The following is an 817-nucleotide window of genomic DNA, read 5'->3' on the forward strand; positions in this document are numbered from 1 at the left end:
CGATCAAAGGCCATCTGTCTCCGCAGCAGTGCCGCCAAACGATGACTGATGGTTTTCGCAGCGCAAAACTCAGCCCGTTTGCCTGTCGCGTGCGGCATGGCAGATACGTTTTTCATGGGCAGAATTATCAGCTTGAGGGCAAATTTAAGGCTGCAGAGCATGCCTTGCACGGTTTGATGTATGACCTTGATTTTGCCATCGTGGAAAGCGGTGCGGATGCGCAATCGGCTTGGGTGGAATTGGCGGCGGATTATCGGTACGGCGACAACGGCTATCCGTTTGCCTACCGGCTGAATATCGTGTACCGCCTGAATTCAGACGGCCTGAATGTAACCACGTGCGCAACCAATACCGGCGATACCGCCATGCCGCTGGCCGACGGTTGGCATCCGTATTTCACGCTCGGCGGCAAAGCCGATGATTGGACGATGCAACTTAACAGTAACGCGCGTTTGGCATTTGATGAAGATTTGGTAGCTAACGGCGATATTCTGCCGGACACCCGTTTTCAGACGGCCTCGAGTATGCAGGGCGTGAAGCTGGACAACAGTTTCGTGTTGGCTGATTTTGATAAGCCTGCCTGTGTGTTGGACGGTAATGCGGTGCAGCTGCGTATTTATCCCGATTCAAGCTATCCTTACCTGCAAATCTACATTCCGCCAACGCGCGATTCGATTGCCTTGGAAAATCTCAGCGGCGCACCTGACTGTTTCAATAACGGCTTGGGCTTGCGGGTGTTGGCAGTAGGGGAAACGCAGGTATTTCACACGTGCTATATGTTGTCGGTGAAGGCATAATGATTTGAATCAATAATAAT

Annotated in this window: 1 protein-coding gene; it reads left to right on the plus strand. The window is 52.1% G+C overall.

All coding sequences use genetic code 11. The features are described 5' to 3' along the window. The coding region (locus C7N83_RS14025) for an aldose 1-epimerase (RefSeq protein WP_106743295.1) at nucleotides 1–797 on the plus strand (797 nt) is incomplete at its 5' end. Nucleotides 798–817 lie beyond the last annotated feature (20 nt).

Origin of the sequence: Neisseria iguanae (genome assembly GCF_003013245.1) — a bacterium.
Lineage (GTDB): Bacteria > Pseudomonadota > Gammaproteobacteria > Burkholderiales > Neisseriaceae > Neisseria > Neisseria iguanae.